Origin of the sequence: Tabrizicola flagellatus (genome assembly GCF_008271465.1) — a bacterium.
Lineage (GTDB): Bacteria > Pseudomonadota > Alphaproteobacteria > Rhodobacterales > Rhodobacteraceae > Tabrizicola > Tabrizicola flagellata.
The window spans coordinates 323,064-340,213 of record NZ_VMDU01000001.1 but is presented as its reverse complement, the minus strand read 5'-3'; the positions used below and the strand labels follow the sequence as shown (position 1 = coordinate 340,213).

The 17,150-nt window shown below is 67.5% G+C and carries 17 protein-coding genes; 9 read left to right on the top strand and 8 right to left on the bottom strand.

Annotated elements, in window-relative coordinates; all coding sequences use genetic code 11:
- Nucleotides 1-19 precede the first annotated feature (19 nt).
- Both FL625_RS01655 and FL625_RS18460 read right to left on the bottom strand, forming a co-directional pair.
- On the bottom strand, nt 20-1,048 hold the full coding sequence (locus FL625_RS01655) for a LacI family DNA-binding transcriptional regulator (protein ID WP_149586889.1): 1,029 nt from the start codon (nt 1,046-1,048) through the stop codon (nt 20-22).
- Between the two features lie 84 nt (nt 1,049-1,132).
- Nucleotides 1,133-1,258 carry a hypothetical protein gene (locus FL625_RS18460; RefSeq protein ID WP_268815751.1) on the bottom strand — a complete coding sequence of 42 codons (126 nt, stop codon included), beginning with the start codon at nt 1,256-1,258 and terminating at the stop codon, nt 1,133-1,135.
- Nucleotides 1,259-1,304: 46 nt separating this feature from the next.
- Here FL625_RS18460 and FL625_RS01650 point away from each other — a divergent pair, with 46 nt between their 5' ends.
- The 3 genes from FL625_RS01650 to FL625_RS01640 all read left to right on the top strand — a co-directional run bounded on the left by FL625_RS01650 (nt 1,305) and on the right by FL625_RS01640 (nt 4,168).
- The gene (locus tag FL625_RS01650) at nt 1,305-2,111 is read left to right on the top strand and encodes a GNAT family N-acetyltransferase (RefSeq protein WP_149586888.1); all 807 of its coding nucleotides are present in this window, start codon (nt 1,305-1,307) and stop codon (nt 2,109-2,111) included.
- A gap of 42 nt (nt 2,112-2,153) precedes the next feature.
- On the top strand, nt 2,154-2,948 hold the full coding sequence (locus FL625_RS01645; protein WP_149586887.1) for a phytanoyl-CoA dioxygenase family protein: 795 nt from the start codon (nt 2,154-2,156) through the stop codon (nt 2,946-2,948).
- A gap of 218 nt (nt 2,949-3,166) precedes the next feature.
- The gene (locus FL625_RS01640; protein ID WP_149586886.1) at nt 3,167-4,168 is read left to right on the top strand and encodes an SLAC1 family transporter; all 1,002 of its coding nucleotides are present in this window, start codon (nt 3,167-3,169) and stop codon (nt 4,166-4,168) included.
- Here FL625_RS01640 and FL625_RS01635 read toward each other — a convergent pair.
- A complete protein-coding gene (locus FL625_RS01635) occupies nt 4,165-4,860 on the bottom strand; it encodes a type 1 glutamine amidotransferase (protein ID WP_149586885.1) in 696 nt (231 codons plus the stop codon). The two genes, FL625_RS01640 and FL625_RS01635, sit on opposite strands and share 4 nt — an antisense overlap.
- 134 nt (nt 4,861-4,994) lie before the next feature.
- Between FL625_RS01635 and guaB the strand changes: the two genes are divergently transcribed.
- From guaB to FL625_RS01620, 3 genes are all read left to right on the top strand, one after another.
- On the top strand, nt 4,995-6,443 hold the full coding sequence (gene guaB, locus FL625_RS01630; protein WP_149586884.1) for an IMP dehydrogenase: 1,449 nt from the start codon (nt 4,995-4,997) through the stop codon (nt 6,441-6,443).
- A gap of 9 nt (nt 6,444-6,452) precedes the next feature.
- A complete protein-coding gene (locus FL625_RS01625; RefSeq protein WP_149586883.1) occupies nt 6,453-7,598 on the top strand; it encodes an RsmB/NOP family class I SAM-dependent RNA methyltransferase in 1,146 nt (381 codons plus the stop codon).
- Between the two features lie 115 nt (nt 7,599-7,713).
- Nucleotides 7,714-9,765 (top strand): hybrid sensor histidine kinase/response regulator, encoded by a 2,052-nt coding sequence (locus FL625_RS01620; protein WP_435532689.1) that lies wholly within the window; start codon nt 7,714-7,716, stop codon nt 9,763-9,765.
- 110 nt (nt 9,766-9,875) lie between these two features.
- On the opposite strand, the gene FL625_RS01615 is transcribed toward FL625_RS01620, so the two are convergent.
- The 4 genes from FL625_RS01615 to FL625_RS01600 all read right to left on the bottom strand — a co-directional run bounded on the left by FL625_RS01615 (nt 9,876) and on the right by FL625_RS01600 (nt 13,503).
- Nucleotides 9,876-10,448, bottom strand: a complete 573-nt coding sequence (locus tag FL625_RS01615) for a retropepsin-like aspartic protease family protein (RefSeq protein ID WP_149586881.1) — start codon at nt 10,446-10,448, stop codon at nt 9,876-9,878.
- A gap of 52 nt (nt 10,449-10,500) precedes the next feature.
- Entirely contained in the window at nt 10,501-11,121 is a 621-nt protein-coding gene (locus FL625_RS01610; protein ID WP_149586880.1) for a MarC family protein, read from the bottom strand.
- Between the two features lie 197 nt (nt 11,122-11,318).
- Nucleotides 11,319-11,522 (bottom strand): DUF2267 domain-containing protein, encoded by a 204-nt coding sequence (locus tag FL625_RS18315; RefSeq protein WP_235019277.1) that lies wholly within the window; start codon nt 11,520-11,522, stop codon nt 11,319-11,321.
- A 130-nt stretch (nt 11,523-11,652) separates the two neighbouring features.
- Nucleotides 11,653-13,503: an ABC-F family ATP-binding cassette domain-containing protein gene (locus FL625_RS01600; RefSeq protein ID WP_149586879.1), complete on the bottom strand. Its 1,851-nt coding sequence runs from the start codon at nt 13,501-13,503 to the stop codon at nt 11,653-11,655.
- A gap of 125 nt (nt 13,504-13,628) precedes the next feature.
- Between FL625_RS01600 and ndk the strand changes: the two genes are divergently transcribed.
- From ndk to FL625_RS01585, 3 genes are all read left to right on the top strand, one after another.
- A complete protein-coding gene (ndk, locus tag FL625_RS01595) occupies nt 13,629-14,051 on the top strand; it encodes a nucleoside-diphosphate kinase (protein WP_149586878.1) in 423 nt (140 codons plus the stop codon).
- Between the two features lie 176 nt (nt 14,052-14,227).
- Nucleotides 14,228-14,917, top strand: coding sequence for a ribulose-phosphate 3-epimerase (rpe, locus tag FL625_RS01590; RefSeq protein ID WP_149586877.1), 690 nt, complete (start codon nt 14,228-14,230; stop codon nt 14,915-14,917).
- A 186-nt stretch (nt 14,918-15,103) separates the two neighbouring features.
- The gene (locus FL625_RS01585; protein WP_149586876.1) at nt 15,104-15,886 is read left to right on the top strand and encodes a helix-turn-helix transcriptional regulator; all 783 of its coding nucleotides are present in this window, start codon (nt 15,104-15,106) and stop codon (nt 15,884-15,886) included.
- A 311-nt stretch (nt 15,887-16,197) separates the two neighbouring features.
- Here the strand turns inward: FL625_RS01585 and tsf are convergent, their stop codons facing one another.
- Complete coding sequence (tsf, locus tag FL625_RS01580; protein WP_149586875.1) at nt 16,198-17,106, bottom strand: translation elongation factor Ts; 909 nt, start codon at nt 17,104-17,106, stop codon at nt 16,198-16,200.
- Nucleotides 17,107-17,150: the final 44 nt, after the last annotated feature.

The following is a 17,150-nucleotide window of genomic DNA, read 5'->3' as shown; positions in this document are numbered from 1 at the left end:
TCAAAGCGGTTCGGATGGGTCAGCCGCGCGGTGCCGGCCCGGTGGACATGCCCTCGACCAGTTCGGCCTCGAGCATGCGTTCCACCTCGGGCGCGTCGGGATTGGCGATCTTTGCCAGCAACATCTCGGCCACCAGCCGCCCGGCCTGACGGACAGACGAGCGCATGGCGGTGAAGATCGGCCGCTCTTCGCCGTTCTTCAGGTAGCTCAGCTCATCGTCGAAGATGATCACCGACACGTCGCGGCCCAGTTTCAGACCCGCCCCCTCGATCGCGCGCCGCACGCCCATGCCCGACAGCATCGAGGCCGCGACGAAGGCGGTGGGCGGATCGGGCAGGGCCAGCATGGCGCGGGCGGCGCGGAAGCCCGCAAGCTCGGTCATCTCGCCCGAGGCCATCAGCGCGGGATCGGGCGCGATCTGGTGCGCGGCCAGCGCGTCCAGATAGCCGCGGCGGCGGCGGATGGCGAAATCCATGAATTCCAGCCCGTTGACCAGCGCGATCCGCCGGTGGCCGAGACCGATCAGATATTCGGTCGCCTGCTGGATGGCGCGGCGGTTGTTCACGTCCAGCCAGGAATAGGGCTCGGTCGCGCCGGTGGCCCGGCCGTGGACGACGAAGGGCAGGCCGATCTCGCGCAGAAGCGGGATGCGGGGGTCGTTCTCGCGCGGGCCGTGGACGATGACCCCGTCCACATTGCCCTTCACCTTCATCGCGCGGTAGGTCTGCGCCTCCTCCTCGTCGGGGACGACCGACAGCAGCATGTCATAATCGTTGCGGCTGTAGGTCTCGCCCGCGCCGGCGATGAAGTCGGCAAAGACCGGGTTCACGATCTCATGCTGGTTGGCGATGGCGATGACGTGGCCCACGGCCATGGCGCGCCCGGTCGCCAGCCGTATCGCCCGGGCGTTCGGGTGGTAGTTGTGTTCCTTGGCCGCCCGGATCACCCGTTCGCGCGTTGCCTCGTTCACCTCGGGATAGCCGTTCAGCGCGCGCGATACGGTGGTCGGCGACAGGCCGAGCGTCTGGGCAAGATCCTTCAGGTTCATCTGGGCAGGGCACTCAACGCGGTTTGGACGCAGCCGACCTTAGCCACAGGTCGGGGAAGCGTCAAAGCATTCAGCGCGCCAGGTTCACATCCGGATCAGCGCCAGAAGGCCCAGCCAGAACAGGCCAAGCGCGCAGGCGATCATGATCGGCACCCAGAGCGTCAGCCGGGGTGTCGGGGCGGGAGAGCGTTTCAGCGAGATGCGTTGCATGGTCGGGATTAACCGCCCGGAAATCTTTCGGTTCCATTAAGACGGCATGGCAAGTTGCGAAGAATGCGCCGGTTTCCTGCCCCTGCAGCAAAGCGCGCCCTATGCGGCGGCGCTGGAGGCTTGCGGTGCACGGGTCCGTTGGGCCGATGCGGACGGCGGGCCGGTGCTGATGGTGGAACGCGGGCGGTTGCGGCTGATCTCGCGCATCCGCCCGGCGGGCCAGCATGCCGACATGGCGCAGCGGCGCCGTGCCTTGCGCCGGCTGGCGCGCTGGCCGGGCCTGACCATTGCCACTCCCGAGACAGGCGTGCGCGGCTTTGGCCTTCTGCCGCTGGTCACGCCGATGCACCATGCGATCTGGGCGCTGGGGCCGGATCTGCGTGCCGGAATGGCGCGGACCTGGCGCGACCATCTCGCCGCGGCCGAAAGGGCCGGGCTGGCGGTGCGGCAAGGGGGCACAGCGACGCTCGACGCGCTGATCCGCGCCGAGGCGCTCCAGCGGGCCGAGCGGCGCTATCATGCGCTGCCGGAGGCCTTCACGCGCGCCCTGCCGCCATCGGACCTGCGGCTGTGGGAATGGCGGCAGAGTGGCAAGCTTCAGGCTGCGATGTGCCTTGTGGTGCATGGCGCATCGGCCAGCTATCATCTGAGCTGGGGCTCGGGCGAGGCGCGCAAGGCGGGGGCACACGGCCTGATGCTGACCCGCGCGGCCGAGGCGTTGCGCGAAGAAGGCGTGCGCTGGCTGGACCTCGGCTCGGTCGATACCGAGCGCGCGCCGGGCCTGGCGCGGTTCAAGCTGGGGACGGGGGCGCGGCTGCACCGGCTGGGCGCGACGGTGCTGGTCTTGCCCTGACCGCGGCGGCGGGGCAGGGTGGCGCAAAGCGGGGAGGCGCCGATGGTGACGGTGACGGACGAGATGGTCGAGGCCTATCAGCGCGACGGAGTCGTGCTGATCCGGGGGCTCTGGGCCGACTGGGTGGAGATGTTGCGCGCGGGCGTGGCGCGCAACATGGCCAATCCCACGAACCAGATGCCGACGCTGAAACCGGGCGAGCCGGGGTATTTCTTCGACGACTACTGCAACTGGACCAGGGTGCCGGAGTTCGCCGCCGTCATCCGCCAGTCGCAGGCGGCCGAGGTGGCGGCGCGGCTGATGCGCTCGGAAACGGTGCAGCTCTTCCACGACCACGTGCTCGTCAAGGAACCCGGCACGACCAAGCCCACACCCTGGCACACGGACGGCCCCTACTATTTTGTCGAAGGCCGCCAGACCGTCAGCTTCTGGTCGCCGCTCGATCCGGTGAGGGAGGCCTCGCTGCGCTGCGTCGCGGGCAGCCACCTGTGGGAGAAGGACGTGCTGCCGACCCGCTGGGCCGCCGAAACGAACTTCTATCCCGGAGAGGACGACTACATGCCGGTCCCCGACCCGGAGGCCGAGGGGATGCGGATCCTGGAATGGGAGATGGCGCCGGGCGATGCGGTGGCCTTCAACTTCCGCACCCTGCACGGGGCACGCGGCAACCTGGCCACCACCCGGCGCCGGGCCTTCTCGCTGCGCCTCGTCGGCGACGATGCGCGCTATGTCCAGCGGCCGGGTCCGACCTCGCCACCCTTTCCCGGCCACGGCATGCGGCCGGGCGAGCGGTTGCGCGAAGACTGGTTCCCGCGACTCCATCCCCGTGCGATCTGATGAAGAACGGGGGGCAGGACATTGACTGCGAAAGAAATTCGGCCTTGTAGATACGGACGTATATATAGCCGCATATACAGGCATTTCCGGGCCAGTGTCTCGCGCAGGCTCTGCCCTAGGGTGAGGCGGCCCGGCCCGTTTCGCGTCGGACCTGCGACCCTCTGGCATCTGGACGGGCGGGGCGATGGCTGGTTTTCCCGGGCGCAAAGGAGACCGGCATGACCCAGGAACCCGTTCGCTTCCGCCCGAAGCCCTATCCCCCGCCGGAGTTTCCCCCGCGGCGCCTGCCGGCCTTTTCCCGGACGCCCCCCGCCATCTTTCCGCCGATCCTCGGGCTGCTTGGCCTGGTGGTCGCGCTGCGCCTGGGGCTGGACATCCGGGGGCTTCCGCGCGAGATCGGCGATCTGGCGGCGGGGCTGGTCCTGGCCCTGTGGGCCTTTGCGGCCTGTGTATACATTCTTAAAATGTCACGCCGGATCAGCGTGATAACGGATGATCTTAAGGTTATGCCATCGCGTGGCGCGCTGGCGGCGGGAACGATGGGCGGCATGGTCGCGGCCGGGCTTCTGGGCAATTTCGCGCCGCGACTGGCGATCGGGCTTCTGGTCCTGATGCTGGCCCTGCACGCGGTGCTCGCCCTTCTGACGCTGCGCAAGCTGCTGTCGCTTGCGCCCGAGGCGCGCGCGGTCAATCCCGGCTGGCACATGAGCTTCGTGGGCGTCATCGTCGCCGGTCCGGCGGCGGTTTCGCTGGGCCTGCCAGAGCTGGCGCGCGTCCTTCTGTTCACCACGCTGCCCGTCGCGCTCGGGATCTGGGGGGCGAGCCTGATGCAGCTTGTCCGCCAGAGTCCGCCGGCGCCGCTGCGGCCCATGCTGGCGATCCACCTGGCACCGGCAAGCCTTATGGCCACGACGGCAAGCCTGCTGGGGCTGGAGGGCCTTGCAGCGCTCCTCGGCTGGGCCGTCGTCGCATTGGCCCTGGCCCTGTTCGCTGCGCTGCGCTGGATCACCGTGTCAGGGTTCTCGGCGCTTTGGGCCGCCTTCACCTTCCCGCTCGCTGCCGCCGCGACGGCGCTGATGCGGCAGGGAGGCGCGCTTGGCCTGGCGGGGCAGGGGCTGCTGGCCCTGGCCCTGGTGGCGGTGCCCTGGATCGCCTGGCGGGTGCTGAAGATGTGGCCGGGAGGGCAGCTGGCGGCCCGGACCAACGCGGCCGAGGCCTAGATCAACCCGACCCAGGCCCGCGCCAGCGCCAGACCATGCGCATCCGCCTCGATGCCCCGGGTCGCGGCCTCATGGTCGTGCCGCTCGGCCCAGCCGGGCAGCATGCGTTCGATCGTCTCGGGGAAACTCTGCACCCAGTCGCGCACGACCGATCGGCTGGCCTCGAAATGGAACTGTGTGCCATAGGTCGCGCGGCCGATGCGGAAGGCCTGGTTCCGCGCGCCCGGGCTTGCAGCCAGATGCAGGGCGCCTTGCGGGAGGGTGAAGGTGTCCGAGTGCCACTGGAAGATCGGAAAGCGGTCGGGAACCGCCGACAGGACCGGGTCGGCACGACCGGCCTCGGTCAGGCTGACATCGACCCAGCCGAACTCGGGCGCGGTGCCGATGTGATTCTCGCCGCCGAAGGCCCGGGCCAGAAGCTGCGAGCCGAGGCAGATGCCAAGGACCGGCCGGTCCATCGCCGTGTAGTCGGCCATCAGCCGAGCGAGATCGGGCAGGTAGGGATGGGTATGGTCGTCGGTCGCCGCCTGTTCGCCGCCGAAGACGACCAGCGCATCGGCATCGACGCTCTGCGGCAGGGGCTGGCCCGACCAGGGCTTGTAGAGGTCGATCAGCGCCGCCGCCTCGTGCAGGGCGACGCCGACCTGGCCGTGATGGGTGATCCGGGTGTTCTCGACGATGGCAACGCGCATGGGGCATCCCTTGTTTCCCGGCGTAATCTGCACGGGCGCCGGGCGGCGGCAAGGGGTGGATTGGCTCTTGCAAAGCCGGCGGCCGCGTGAAAAGGGGAACCGCCAAACGATGCTTGCTCCCGGAGGGTTCGCCTATGGAGATTCGTGAGGCTCTCACCTTTGACGACGTGCTTCTGGTGCCGGCGGCATCCAGCGTCCTGCCCTCGGATGCGGACACCTCGACCTTCGTGACGAAGGCGATCCGGATGAACATCCCGCTTCTGTCCTCGGCGATGGACACGGTGACAGAGGGGCGGATGGCGATCGCCATGGCTCAGGCGGGCGGGATCGGGGTGATCCACCGCAACCTCGACCCCGAGGCGCAGGCGCGCGAGGTGCGGCGGGTGAAACGCTTCGAGAGCGGGGTGGTCTATCAGCCGATCACGCTGCGCCCCGACCAGACTCTGGCTGATGCCAAGGCGCTGATGGAACGCTATTCGATCACCGGCTTTCCGGTGGTGGACGAGGCGGGCCGCGTCCTGGGGATCGTCACCAACCGCGACATGCGCTTTGCCAGCGACGACAAGACGCCGGTGCGGGTGATGATGACCTCGGAAAATCTCGCGGTCCTGAAGGAACCCGTGGACCGGGCCGAGGCGATTTCCCTGATGAAGGCGCGGCGGATCGAGAAGCTTCTGGTGACGGACGGGCAGGGCAAGCTGACGGGGCTTCTTACGCTGAAGGACACAGAGAAATCGGTACTGAACCCCAATGCCTGCAAGGACGAGATGGGCCGCCTGCGGGTCGCGGCGGCCTCGACCGTGGGGGATGCCGGGTTCGAGCGCAGCCAGGCGCTGATCGACGCGGGGGTGGATCTCGTTGTGATCGACACGGCGCACGGGCACAGCGAGGGCGTCTCGAAGGCGGTGGAGCGGATCAAGCGGCTGTCCAATACGGTGCAGGTCGTCGCAGGCAACGTCGCGACGGCCGAGGCGACGCGCGCGCTGATCGGCGCGGGGGCGGATGCGGTGAAGGTGGGGATCGGGCCGGGCTCGATCTGCACGACGCGGATCGTCGCGGGCGTGGGCGTGCCGCAGCTGACCGCGATCATGGATTCGGCCCGCGCGGCGGGCGACATCCCGGTCATCGCCGATGGCGGCATCAAGTATTCCGGCGACTTCGCCAAGGCCATCGCAGCCGGGGCCTCCTGCGCGATGGTGGGCTCGGCGATCGCGGGAACGGACGAAAGCCCGGGCGAGGTGATCCTGTGGCAGGGCCGCAGCTTCAAGGCCTATCGCGGCATGGGCAGCCTCGGCGCCATGGCCCGCGGCTCGGCTGACCGCTATTTCCAGAAGGACGCGGCCTCGGACAAGCTGGTGCCGGAAGGGATCGAGGGGCAGGTGCCCTACAAGGGCAGCGCTGCGGCGGTCATTCACCAGATGGTCGGAGGCCTGCGCGCCGCCATGGGCTATACCGGCAACCGCACCATCGAGGAGATGCGCACCCGCTGCCAGTTCGTGCGCATCACCGGGGCCGGGCTGAAGGAAAGCCACGTCCACGACGTGCAGATCACCCGCGAAAGCCCTAACTACCGCATCGGCTGAGGCCGGATCATGACCCCTGGCGCGCGCGCCTCGGCGGCCATCGAGATCCTCGACCGCATCCTCGCCGGCGATCCGGCCGAACGCGCTTTGACCAACTGGGGCCGCGCCAGCCGCTATGCCGGCTCGGGCGACCGGGCGGCGGTGCGGGACCTGGTGTTCGACGCGCTCCGCCAGCGCCGCTCGGCCGCTGCACGCGGGGGCGGGCTGACCGGGCGTGGCCTGGTCCTAGGGCTGATGCGGGCCGCGGGGCAGGAGGCCCTGTTTTCGGGCGAGGGCCATGCCCCGCCGCCGCCCGCTCCGGACGAGACCGGCCGCCCGCCCGACCCGGACGAGGCGCTGGACCTGCCCGACTGGCTGATCCCCGACCTCAGGGCCAGCCTCGGCCCCGACCTCCGCCCTGTTGCCGAGGCGCTGCGCCACCGCGCGCCGGTGTTCCTGCGGGTGAACCGGCTGAAGGCCGACCTGCCCGCCGCGCAGGCCGCGCTGGCCGCCGAGGGGATCGAGACCCGGCCGCACCCCCTTTCGCCCACCGCGCTGGAAGTCACCGCCAATCCGCGCAAGCTGCAGGCCAGCGCCGCCTACCGCGAGGGGCTGGTCGAACTGCAGGACGCCTCCAGCCAGGCGGTGGTGGATGCGCTGCCGCTGGCGGACGGGATGCGGGTGCTCGACCATTGTGCCGGGGGCGGGGGCAAGACGCTCGCCATGGCGGGCCGGGCGCGGCTGCGACTTTTTGCCCATGACGCGACCCCGCGGCGCATGGCCGACCTGCCCGAGCGCGCCCGGCGGGCCGGCGCCGCCGTCACCCTGACCGATCGGCCCGAGGCCGAGGCCCCCTACGACCTGATCCTGGCCGATGCGCCCTGTTCGGGCTCGGGCAGCTGGCGGCGCGACCCGGAGGGCAAGTGGAACCTCACGCCAGAAGGGCTTGATCGTACCGTGGAAATCCAGCGCGACATCCTCGACCGGCTGGCTCCGATGGTCCGCGAAGGGGGGATTCTGGCCTACGCCACCTGCTCGCTTCTCGACCGCGAGAACTCCGGCCAGGCCCGCGCATTTCTCGCCCGTCACCCGGAGTATGCCGAGGAGCGCGCGCTGACCCTGACTCCGATGCAGGGCGGCGACGGCTTCTTTCTTGCAATCTTTCGGAGACGATGAGTTTCGCTTTGCAATCTAGACGCGCATTCCGTCTCGGTTAATGATGCCTTAACCCCTTGCAGCGATGTTGATGAGCACCCGGAGAGGGGTTGGGTATTTCGGAGCACGCAGTCAATTGGCAGTTGTCGACGTTCTGGGGCCGAAGCAGACCGGGCCGGGTCTGGTGCTGGGGGCCATCGGGGCCGGGCTGATCCTGGCCTGGGTGATCCTGTGGCGGGACGGGCCGCTGCTTCCGGCCTTCGTGGGGTTGGTGCTTCTGGGGCTGGCTCTGGGACTGCTGATCCGGGGCCGGCAGGCGCAGAGCCGGGCCGACCGGCGCGGTCACCTGGCCTTCTCCCTGATGGCCGACGATCCGGCAGCCTGTTTCCTGACCGATGCGGCAGGGCAGGTGATCCTGCGCAACCGGGCGGCCGAAACCCGGTTCGGCACGGATGTGCACCGGCTGCATTCGGCACTCGCCGACCGGGTTCTGGCGCCGGGAGAGCTGCTGCTGCGCCTGCAGAAGGCGGCCGAGGCCGCGGGCGCGGCGCAGGAGGACCTGCCGGGACGCAAGACCGTCTTGCGTCTGCTGGTGCATCGCGCCGACGCCGAACACTTCTTCTGGCGGGCCGAGGATCTGCCGCTGCCGTCGGATCTGCCGCAGGCCGCCGCCGGCGACCCGGCGCCGGTCGTCACGGTGGGCGCCGATCTCGAGGAGGTGCCGGTCCCGATCCTGACTTTCGGTCCCGACGGCGTGATGCGGTCGGCCAACCTGGCGGCGCGTGAGCTGCTTTGGAAGGGCGATACCCGCGCGGCGATGTTCCACGAGTTGTTCGAGGGTCTCGGCCGGCCGGTCTCGGAATGGCTGGCCGATGTCACGGCCGGGCGCCATCCCGGCGGCTCCGAGGTGCTGCGCCTGCGCGGCGAGGAGGAACGCTTCCTGCAGATCACGCTGCGCCGCTATGTCGAGGGCGGCCGGTTGGGCGCCCTGGCGATCCTGAACGACGCGACCCGGCTCAAGACGCTTGAGGCACAGTTCGTCCAAAGCCAGAAAATGCAGGCAATCGGGCAACTTGCGGGCGGTATCGCACATGATTTCAACAACCTGCTGACGGCGATTTCCGGGCATTGCGACCTGCTGCTGCTGCGCCACGGCCGCGAGGACAACGATTTCGCCGACCTGGAACAGATCCGGCAGAACGCGAACCGCGCCGCCTCGCTGGTGGGGCAGCTTCTCGCCTTCTCGCGCAAGCAGACTCTGAACCCCGAAGTGCTGGACCTCGAGGACGTGCTGGCCGACCTGATCCACCTCCTGAACCGGCTGATGGTTGAGAAGGTGGACCTGTCGCTGGTGCATCGGGGACGCGAGGGCAACCGTCCCCTGGGCCGGATCTGGGCCGACAAGCGGCAGATCGAGCAGGTGCTGATCAATCTGGTCGTCAATGCCCGGGACGCGATGCCCGAGGGCGGCGATGTCACCATCGAGACCGAGCCCGTCACCCTGACCGAGGACCTGAAGCGCGACCGTGCCACGGTGCCGGCGGGCGACTACACGGTGGTCCGGGTGGTGGATCGCGGCATCGGCATCCCCGAACACCAGCTGCGGCAGATCTTCGAGCCCTTCTTCACCACCAAGCGTATCGGCGAGGGAACGGGCCTTGGCCTGTCGATGGCCTACGGCATCATGAAGCAGTCGGGCGGGTTCATCTTCGTCGATTCCGAAGTGGGGCAGGGCACCACCTTCTCGTTGTATTTCCCGACCCATGACGGCGAAGCGGTGAATGAAAAGCCGGTCGAGACGCGCCGACCGGCGGCGCGCAAGGGCGAGGGTGTTGTGCTCCTGGTCGAGGACGAGGCTTCTGTCCGCGCCTTCGCCGCCCGGGCGCTGACCCTGCGCGGCTATACCGTGCTGGAAGCCGCCAGCGCCGAGGAGGCACTGGCGCGGCTGGAGGACAAGAGCCTGCATGTCGATCTGTTCGTGACCGATGTGGTCATGCCGGGGATGGACGGTCCGGCCTGGGTTCGCCGGGCGCATCTGGATCGGCCGGGGGTGAAGGTGATCTTCATGTCGGGATATGCCGATGACGGGCTGGCCGAGGATCAGGCCAGGGTGCCGAACTCGGTCTTCCTGCCGAAACCCTTCTCGTTGGGCGACCTGACGAACACGGTGCAGTCCCTCTTGGGCTAGATCCACTCGGACGGCATTGGAACCCTGGTTTCCAGAAGGTTAACAGGATCTGGTAAGGTTCTGCTAATAAAAGGTTTTGCGAAAATGTCCACCGTGGACAGCGGGCGATCTCACTGCCGCAGGATCAGCTTTCCGCCGGCGAACTCCATCCGGAACTGGCCGAGATAGTCCATCCCCAGAAGCGACTGCTCAAGCTCGCCCTCGGTCACGAAGGCACTAAAGCTGTCGTTGCGGAACGGTCCCAGCTCCACGTCCTGCAGGGTGACCCGCGCCGTCCGCACCACCCCGTTTGCCGTGTTGGCCTGACCGAGGAAGCTCAGACTGTCCGGGTCGATACCCAGCCGCTCGGCGTCCCGCGCCGCCAGAACCATGCCGGAAGCCCCGGTATCCACCATGAAGGGCACCGCCGTGCCGTCGATGCGGAGCGTCAGGTAGTAGTGCCCATCCGCGGATCGCGGCACCTCGACCACGCCGTCGACCACGGACTGAACCGGCATGATGTCCTGCCGGATGTCCGACCACAGCCCGTAGCCCGCCATCATGCCCACAAAGATCATTCCCCAAGCCAGCGCCATCCGCAGCGCCTGGCCCATCCGCTGGCGAAACTCGACGATGACCCAGCCGCCCAGGGCGACCAGGATCAGCGCCAGGTAGCCCACGCGCGCCAGTGTCTCGCCGTCCATCCGCACCTCCGGTTCACGATGAATATGGGGGCAGGGGGCGCGGTTGGAAAGGTCAGCCGATCAGCCCGGTGCCCCGGACGCCATCGATCACGAATTGCACAGAAAGCGCCGCAAGCAGCATGCCAAGGAGGCGCGTGATGACGATCACCCCGGTCCGACCGAGCATCCGTTCCAGCGGCGGCGAGGCGAGAAGGAAGGCATAGGTCACGGCCATCATCAGGATAAGCAGTCCAAGCACCCAGATCGTCCCGCTCCAGTCCGGCCCGGCCTGACCGACAAGCAGGATCATCGTCGCGATGGCGCCGGGACCCGCGATGAGGGGCGTGGCCAGCGGGAACACCGAGGGGTCATGATCGGGCTCGGCCTGCTGCCCCTCGCGCCGCTGGGTGCGGCGTTCGAACAGCATGTCGAGCGCGGTCAGGAACAGCAGGATGCCGCCGGCGATGCGGAAGGCGGGCATCGAGATGCCGATGAAGGTCAGGATCGCCTCTCCGGCCAGTCCGAACAGGAGCAGAAGGCAGGCCGCGATTATGCAGGCCCGTTGCGCCATCGCCCGCCGCCGCTCCGGCCCCATCCCGCGGGTCAGGGCGATGAACAGGGGCACGAGGCCCGGCGGGTCGATCACCACGAATAGCGTGGCGAAGGCGGTGATCAGGAAAGCGGTTTCCGGCATCTGTCCCCCGGGGTTTTCCGCAGGCTAGGCGGCAAGCCGCGCTTTGGGAAGCGGAACCTCAGACGACGCCCGGGCCAAGGGTGGCCGGGTCGATGCCGGGGGGCGACCAGGATTCGGCCTCGAAGGGGGGACAGGGGGGCAAGCAACCTGTCGAAATCCGCGCGAAGGACGGATTTTCGCAGCGCATAGGCCGTCGCCTAGACGCAATTCGGCAGCGTCAGGCTGTGGTGTGGGCGCAGGGCCGTCGCCTCTGCCGTCCAGTCGGCGACGAAGAGCGCGCGCAGGACACTGGGCAGGACCTGCGCGAAGTCGAAGGCCTGTTGTGCGGTCAGCCGCCGGTGGAAGGCCTGCAAGACACCCTGGACGGCGGGAAAGGTCAGGTTGTCTGTCTCTAGGTGCATGGCCTGCCGCGCCATGGCGAGAAAGGCCTGCCATCTGCTCGTTGCCTGACGACAGGAACATGGCATCGGCATTGTGCCTCACTTCAGAACAATGTGTAAATACAGTCGTATATACAAATTGTTCTCGATTCTAAGCTATTGCAGTTTCGAGGTTTTCTTGCGCCACCAGCCAGAGCGCCTCGGCCCTGTCCAGGGCTTCCATGACCTCGGCGTATTTCCTGTTCCAGGTCTCGAGCTCGCCCTTGCGTGCGTCCTGGTAAAGCGCCGGGTCCGCGAGTTTGGCCGCCAGCTTGTCGCGCATCTCGTTCAGCTTGGTCAGCCTGTCCTCGCACCTGCGCACTTCGCCCTTCAGCGCCAGCACCTCATCGCGACTGGGTTTCTTGACCTTTTCAACCGGCTTCGTCGTTGTCTTGACCTCGTCGTCGCCGGCGAGCAACTGACGCCGGTAGGCCTCCAGGTCGTCGGTGTATGGCGTCACCGCGCCGTCCTTGACCAGCCACAGCCGATCGGCGACCAGGCCCAGTAAGTGCATGTCATGGCTGACAAGAATCACCGCGCCGGGGTATTCGGTCAAAGCCTCGACCAATGCCTCGCGGCTTTCGATGTCGAGGTGGTTGGTGGGTTCGTCCAGAATGAGCAGGTGCGGCGCGTCGATTGTCGCAAGAAGCAGCGACAATCGCGCCTTCTGTCCACCAGAGAGACGGGCGACCACCGTTTCCGCCTGGTCCGCCATCAGGCCGAACCCCGCAAGCCGAGCGCGCAGCTTCGCCTGCCCCTCGGTCGGGCGCAGCCGCATGACATGCTGGAGCGGCGTCTCGTCGAGGTGCAATTCGTCCACCTGGTGCTGCGCAAAGTAGCCGATCCGCAGCTTCGAGGACCGCGAGATCCTGCCTTCGGATGGCTGAAGTTTGCCCGCCAAGAGCTTGGAAAGCGTGGATTTTCCCTCGCCGTTCCGGCCAAGCAGGGCGATGCGGTCGTCCTGGTCGATGCGCAGGTTCAGCCGCCGCAGGACCGGCGGGCCGCCATAGCCCACTGCCGCTCCGTCGAGGTTGATGATCGGCGGCGCCAGTTCCTCGGGGGCAGGGAAGGTGAAGACGACCTTCTTCGCCTCTTCCGGCGCGGTGATCGGAGTCAGCTTCTCCAGCATCTTCACGCGGGATTGTGCCTGCACGGCCTTGGACGCCTTGGCCTTGAAGCGATCGACGAAGCTTTGCAGATGGGCCCGTCGCGCCTCGACCTTCTTCGCCTCGGCCTGCAAGACGGCGCGGCGTTCGGCCATCTGGCGGGCGAACTGGTCGTAGCCGCCTTGCCAGTAGGTGAGCTTGCGATTGTCGAGATGCAGGATGCCCTGGACCGCGCGGTTCAAGAGCCCGCGGTCGTGGCTGATGATGAGCACGGTGTGGGGATAGTTCTGCAGATAGCTTTCCAGCCAGAGCGCGCCCTCGAGGTCGAGGTAGTTGGTCGGCTCGTCCAAAAGCAGGTAGTCGGGCCGGGCAAACAGTACGCCCGCCAGCGCCACCCGCATCCGCCAGCCACCCGAGAAGGCCGAGCAGGGCATCAGCTGTTCTTCGGCTTCAAACCCCAGACCCTTGAGGATGCTGGAGGCCCGCGCCTCGGCCGACCAGGCGTCAATGTCGGCCAGCCGCGCCTGGATCTCGGCGATCCGGTGCGGATCGGAAGCGGTCTCGGCCTCGGCCAGCAGACTGGCGCGTTCGGTATCGGCGGACAGCACCGTGTCCAACAGCGAAGTCTCGGACGATGGCACTTCCTGCGCGACGCCGCCAATCCGGGCGCGTTGGGGCAGGGTGATCGTGCCTCCCTCAAGCGCAAGTTCGCCCCGGATCAGCCGGAAGAGCGTGGTCTTGCCCGCGCCGTTGCGACCGACGAGGCCGACCTTGTGTCCGGTCGGGATGGTCGCGCTCGCGTTCTGGAACAGCGGGCGACCCTCGACGCTGTAGGTGATGTCCTCGATCTTCAGCATGGGGTGCGGAGTGCCTCATGCCGGGCGTCGCGTCAATGCCGGCGCACCTTTTCAACGGGGCTTTGGCATGGTAGCAGCCGCGCGTCCCATTCCGGCGCCCGGCGCCGCAACCCATGGAGAGCCCGATGGCCATTGAACGGACCCTGTCGATCATCAAGCCTGACGCGACCAAGCGCAACCTGACCGGCAAGATCATTGCCAAGTTCGAGGAGGCGGGCCTGCGCGTCGTCGCCTCGAAGCGCATCCACCTGACGCCCGCCCAGGCCGGCCAGTTCTATGCCGAGCACAAGGAACGCCCGTTCTACGGCGAGCTCTGCGCCTTCATGGCCTCGGAGCCGGTCGTGGTGCAGGTACTGGAAGGCGAGAACGCCATCCTGAAGAACCGCGAGGTCATGGGCGCGACCGATCCGGCCCAGGCCGCGGACGGCACGATCCGCAAGGAATTCGCACTGTCCAAGGGCGAGAACTCGGTCCACGGCTCGGACAGCGAAGCTTCGGCCGCGCGCGAGATCGCGTTCTTCTTCTCGGGCCTCGAACTCGTCGGCTGAGTTCGGACGGCATTGCGGAACGGTCCGGTCACTGACCGGGCCGTTTTCTTTTGCGGGGCAGAGCCCGGACCGGCTGGTCAGATTATCGTGTAATCAATATTATGTAATGTCCCCGGATACTGGAAAGACTGCGCGCTCCGGGATATGAGGCCGGCACGCGCAAGGAGCCCTGACAGATGTTCGACCGATCGATCAAGATTGCCCCCTCGATTCTGGCCGCCGATTTCGCCAGTTTCGGAGCCGAATGTCGCGCCGTCGAGGCGGAAGGCGCTGACTGGGTGCATGTGGACGTGATGGACGGCCACTTCGTCCCGAACCTGACATTCGGTCCGGCGATGTGTGCGGCATTGCGCCCGCATATCCGGGGCGTGATGGATGTCCATCTCATGATTTCGCCGGTCGATCCTTACCTGGAGGCCTATGCCAAGGCCGGTGCCGACAACATCACGGTGCATGTCGAGGCCGGCCCCCACATTCACAGAACGCTGCAAGCCATTGCCGCATTGGGAAAAAGACCGGGTGTTGCGATTAACCCTGGCACTCCGGTCGAGGCTGTCGCCGAGCTTCTGGATCTGGTCGGGCTGGTCTGCGTGATGACGGTGAACCCGGGCTTCGGCGGCCAGGGATTCATCGAGACCCAGCTGGCCAAGATTGCCAGGCTGCGGCAGATGATCGGCGACCGGCCGGTGCATCTCGAGGTCGATGGCGGTATTTCTGCCACCACCGCGCCGCTGGTCACGCGGGCCGGGGCCGACGTGCTGGTGGCCGGCGCGGCGGTGTTCAAGGGCGGCACGCCGGAGGCGCCGGCCGCCTATGGCGCCAACATTCGCGCAATCCGGGCCGCCGCGGAAACCGGCCTGCGGTGACGGGGCGCCCCTGCCCCTCCTGAGGTCCTGGCCGATGGCCGGACCGGCCCTTTGGTCGATTTGACGCCGGACTGACGGGGCATTCACTCGACAAGCCAAGGAAATCTGCCGTATCAGGCGTCCAAGTCACCAGTGCCGCAGCGTCAAGCGATCGCGGGCGGCACCCAGGGACAAGGAACGACCGCAATGACTGATACCATCCTGCCGCTGCTGAACCGGATTGCCGCCTCGTCGCGGATCGACGATGCCTGGGACCTCGCCACGGCCCATTTCGCCGGTTTGGGCTTCGGGCGGGTCAACTACGGTTTTACCCGCTTCAAGCACCAGACGACCATCGGCGATCCGGACGATGCACTGTTCCTGTCCACCTGCGACGCAGACTACGTCAAGCGCTACTTCCAGGGCGGGTTCTACGCCAAGACCCCGGTGTTCCGCTGGGCCGAGACCAATTCGGGGATCTGCACCTGGTCCTGGGTGCGCGAGGCCTACGAGGCGGGCAGGCTGTCGCCACAGGAAGCCGAGGCAGTTCGGCAGAACATCGAGATGGGGATCGTTGCCGGGATATCGGTCAGCTTTCCCGAGGTGCTGTCACGGTCGAAGGGCGCCATGGGCCTGATCGCCGATCCCGGTATCGGCCCGCAGGAGGTAGAGGCGATCTTTGCTTCGCGCCGCGAGGAAATCCTCGCCGTGGCCAACATGATGCATCTCACAATCGTGCACCTGCCCCAGCTCTCCCGGCATCGCGCACTCAGCCCGCGCCAGCGCGAGGCACTGGAATGGGTGGCGGACGGCAAGACGACGCAGGACGTGGCGCTGTTGATGGAGGTCAGCCCGGCTATGGTCGAAAAGCACCTGCGCCTGGCCCGCGAGGCGCTGGCGGTGGAGACCACGGCGCAGGCCGTCGCCAAGGCCGCGCTGCTGAACATGATCTTCCAGCGCGCCGCCGATGTCGCGCGGGCTGCCCGCTGAGGTGAAGGTAGGGTTTTCCTTACTCGCCTGACGTTGGGTCATGTGAAACCCAAGGGTATCGGGGCGCGGATCACGGTGCGGATTCGGGCTCAACTTGCGGTGATGGTCCGTCGAGCGGGCTTGTCCCCGTAAAGTACAGATCGACAACCGTCTTGCCATCAATCGCCCCTATCCCCAAGGGGCTGGCAAGCCGATGCGGCGCGGTTTTCCCCAGAACCGCGCCGCAGATCGTTTCCGGGTGCCTGTCCGGCCGGAATCACAAGGGGCCGGCACGATGCGCCGGCCCCCTGCCCTGTCCTTGCAGGATTGACTCAGCCTTGCAGCGCCTTGGCCACTTCGGCGGCAAAGTCTTCCTGCTTCTTCTCGATGCCTTCACCCACGGCGACGCGGGCATAGCCGGTGATCTCGACCCCGGCCTCGCTGGCTGCCTGTTCCACGGTCAGGTCGGGGTTGATCACGAAGGCCTGGCCCAGAAGCGTGTTCTCGGCGAGGAACTTCTTCATCCGGCCCGGGATGATGTTCTGGTGGATCACCTGCTCGGGCTTGGGCTTGGCGGAGGCCGCGTTCTCCTCCAGCGCCTTGGCGGTCTGCACGGCAAGCTCGCGCTCCACCACGGCCGGGTCGAGGGTAGCCTCGGAGAGCGACAGCGGGTTCGTCGCGGCGATATGCATGGCGAACTGCTTGCCGATCTCTTCCGCCTTGGCCTTGTCGCCCTTCAGCGCGACGAGGACGCCGATCTTGCCCATGCCCGCGGCTGCGGCGTTGTGCACATAGGACACCACGGTGTCGCCTTCCAGCACATGCAGGCGGCGGAAGGTCATGTTCTCGCCGATGCGGGCGATGGCTTCCTGGATCACGGTCTCGACCGTCTTGCCGTTCAGATGCGCGGCCTTGACGACCTCGACCGAGTCGCCGGTGGTCAGCGCCACGTTGGCCACGTCGCGGACGAGGGCCTGGAAGTCCTCGTTCTTGGCGACGAAGTCGGTTTCCGAGTTGATCTCGATCGCCACGCCGCGGCCGTCGGTGACGGCGACGCCGATCAGGCCCTCGGCCGCCACGCGGTCGGCCTTCTTGGCGGCCTTGGCCAGGCCCTTGGTCCGCAGCCAGTCCACCGCGGCTTCCATGTCGCCGTTGGTCTCGGTCAGCGCCTTCTTGGCGTCCATCATCCCCGCGCCGGTCGATTCGCGCAGTTCCTTCACCATCTGAGCGGTGACAGTCATCGGTTCACTCCTTGGGAAATGCATGCCCCGGCGGGTAGTCCCGC